Origin of the sequence: Caballeronia glebae (assembly GCF_001545035.1) — a bacterium.
GTDB lineage: Bacteria > Pseudomonadota > Gammaproteobacteria > Burkholderiales > Burkholderiaceae > Caballeronia > Caballeronia glebae.
Map to the genome: position 1 here is coordinate 1 of NZ_FCOJ02000148.1, position 2614 is coordinate 2614.

At 64.2% G+C, this 2614-nt stretch carries 4 protein-coding genes; all 4 read left to right on the plus strand.

The genetic code is table 11. The features are described 5' to 3' along the window. The coding region (gene paaA, locus AWB82_RS36445; protein ID WP_143756998.1) for a 1,2-phenylacetyl-CoA epoxidase subunit PaaA at nucleotides 1–938 on the plus strand (938 nt) is incomplete at its 5' end. Nucleotides 939–955: 17 nt separating this feature from the next. Continuing rightward, nucleotides 956–1240 carry a 1,2-phenylacetyl-CoA epoxidase subunit PaaB gene (paaB, locus tag AWB82_RS36450; protein WP_016346499.1) on the plus strand — a complete coding sequence of 95 codons (285 nt, stop codon included), beginning with the start codon at nucleotides 956–958 and terminating at the stop codon, nucleotides 1238–1240. Nucleotides 1241–1253: 13 nt separating this feature from the next. Continuing rightward, nucleotides 1254–2063: a 1,2-phenylacetyl-CoA epoxidase subunit PaaC gene (gene paaC, locus AWB82_RS36455; RefSeq protein WP_086974080.1), complete on the plus strand. Its 810-nt coding sequence runs from the start codon at nucleotides 1254–1256 to the stop codon at nucleotides 2061–2063. Then, nucleotides 2063–2590: a 1,2-phenylacetyl-CoA epoxidase subunit PaaD gene (gene paaD, locus AWB82_RS36460; protein WP_235023602.1), complete on the plus strand. Its 528-nt coding sequence runs from the start codon at nucleotides 2063–2065 to the stop codon at nucleotides 2588–2590. Before paaC ends, paaD begins: the two co-directional genes overlap by 1 nt. The last annotated feature ends 24 nt before the right edge of the window (nucleotides 2591–2614 follow it).

Below are 2614 nucleotides of genomic sequence, written 5' to 3' on the forward strand. Positions count from 1 at the left end.
ACCAGACCCGCTTCGACGCGATCATGCAGGCCGACGGCAAGATCGAGCCGCAGGACTTCATGCCCGAGGCGTATCGCAAGACGCTGGTGCGGCAGATTTCGCAGCACGCGCATTCGGAGATCATCGGGATGCAGCCCGAGGGCAACTGGATCAGCCGCGCGCCGAGCCTCAAGCGCAAGGCGATCCTGCTGGCCAAGGTGCAGGACGAAGGCGGCCACGGCCTGTATCTGTACACCGCGGCCGAAACGCTGGGGGTCTCGCGCGATCAACTGGTCGCCGCGCTGCACGCGGGCCGCGCGAAGTATTCGAGCATCTTCAACTATCCGACGCCCACGTGGGCCGATGTCGGCGTGATCGGCTGGCTGGTCGATGGCGCCGCGATCATGAACCAGATTCCGCTGTGCCGCTGCACCTATGGGCCCTACGCCCGCGCGATGATCCGCATCTGCAAGGAGGAATCGTTCCATCAACGGCAAGGCTTCGACGCGCTGCTCGCGATGATGAAGGGCACGCAGGCGCAAAAGGACCTCGTGCAGCAGGCGGTGAACCGCTGGTGGTGGCCGGTGCTGATGATGTTCGGCCCGAGCGACAAGGATTCGATCCATAGCGGCCAGTCGTTCGCGTGGGGCATCAAACGCATCTCGAACGATAACCTGCGCCAGAAGTTCGTCGATGCGACCGTCGAGCAGGCGAAGATCCTGGGCGTCACGCTGCCCGACGCGGACCTGAAGTGGAACGACGAACGCCAGGCGCACGACTACGGCGCGATCGACTGGGACGAGTTCTGGCGCGTGGTCAACGGCGACGGCCCGTGCAACAAGGAGCGCCTCGCCACGCGCGTGAAGGCGCACGACGACGGCGCATGGGTTCGCGAAGCGGCGCTCGCTTATGCGGATAAGCAGCGAGCCCGCGCTCACGCCCATCAACAAGCTGCATGAGCATGGAGACGATGAAGATGAACAAGGAATGGCCGATCTGGGAAGTGTTCGTGCGCAGCAAGCAGGGACTGGATCACAAGCATTGCGGCAGTCTGCACGCACCGGACGCGGGCGCGGCGTTGCGCATGGCGCGCGACGTGTACACGCGCCGTCAGGAAGGCGTGAGCATCTGGGTGGTGCCGTCGGCGGCGATCACGGCATCGGACCCGGCGGACAAGGGCGAGTTGTTCGAGCCCGCGGGCGACAAGATCTATCGGCATCCGACGTTCTTCGTGCTGCCCGACGAAATCAATCACATGTAAGGGCGCGCGCGATATGAACTCAAAGCAGAGCCCGGAACATCTCGCCTACGTGTTGCGTCTCGCGGACAACGCGCTGATTCTCGGTCAGCGCAACGCGGAGTGGTGCAGTCACGGCCCGGCGCTGGAAGAAGACATTGCGCTCGCGAACATCAGTCTGGATCTGATCGGTCAGGCGCGTCTTCTTTACACGCACGCGGCGACGCTCGAAGCGGCGCTGAACGGCAACACGAAGACCGAAGACGACTACGCGTACTTTCGCAGCGAGCGCGAGTTCGCCAACTACACGATCGCGGAGCTGCCGCACTTCGGCCCGCTCGCGGGCACGACCCGCGCCGAGCGCGATTACGCGGTGACGATCGTGCGCAACTTCCTGTACTCGGCGCTGATGATCGAAGCGTGGAGCGCGCTACAAGCATCGAGCGATGCGCAACTCGCGGCGATCGCGGCGAAGTCGATCAAGGAGACGAGCTATCACTTGCATCATGCGCGCGACTGGCTGGTGCGCCTGGGCGATGGCACGGAGGAATCGCATCGGCGCGCGCAGGCGGCGCTCGATTATCTGATGCCGTACACGCGCGAATTCTTCGCCACCGATACGATCGAGCAGGCCGTTGCCGATGCGGGCATCGCGCCGCTCACGAGCGAATTCGAAGCGGCGTGGCGCGAGCAGGTTGCGTCGGCGCTCGAAGAAGCGACGCTCGAAGCGCCCGTCGAAGTGCAGCACGTCACCACGGGCAAGCAGGGCGAGCACTCGGAGCACATGGGTTATCTGCTGGCCGAAATGCAGAGCGTGGCACGTCAACATCCGGGCGCGAGATGGTAATGAATAACGTCGACGCCAACATGATCGAACGCACGATCGAACGCGCGTGGCAGGTGCTCGAAGCGGTGCCTGATCCGGAGATTCCGGTGGTGTCGATTCGCGAGCTGGGCATTCTGCGCGATGTGCGTCACGGCGACGATGGCGTGCTCGAAGTGGTGATCACGCCGACGTACTCGGGCTGCCCGGCGATGTCGCAGATCGCGGAGGATATCGCGCAGGCGATCGATCGGGCGCAGCTTGGCGCGCATCGCGTCGAGACGGTGCTGGCGCCGGCGTGGACGACCGACTGGATCACCGACGAAGCGCGCGAGAAGCTGCGCCGTTACGGCATCGCGCCGCCGACGGGCGCATGCAGCAGCGCCGAGCGGCCGATCCGTTTTGTGCCGTACAAGAAAGACGTCATCGCGTGCCCGCGCTGCGGCTCGACGCACACCGAGAAGCTGGCGCAATTCGGCTCGACGGCGTGCAAGGCGCTGTATCGATGCATCGATTGCCGCGAGCCGTTCGATTACTTCAAGCCGTACTGAACCGAATCAATCGAATCAATCGAA

Excerpts from the sequence above, each read along its gene's own strand:
- paaB (WP_016346499.1), top strand. The coding sequence starts at position 956 with ATGAACAAGGAATGGCCGATCTGGGAAGTGTTCGTGCGCAGCAAGCAG.
- paaC (WP_086974080.1), top strand. The coding sequence starts at position 1,254 with ATGAACTCAAAGCAGAGCCCGGAACATCTCGCCTACGTGTTGCGTCTC.
- paaD (WP_235023602.1), top strand. The coding sequence starts at position 2,063 with ATGAATAACGTCGACGCCAACATGATCGAACGCACGATCGAACGCGCG.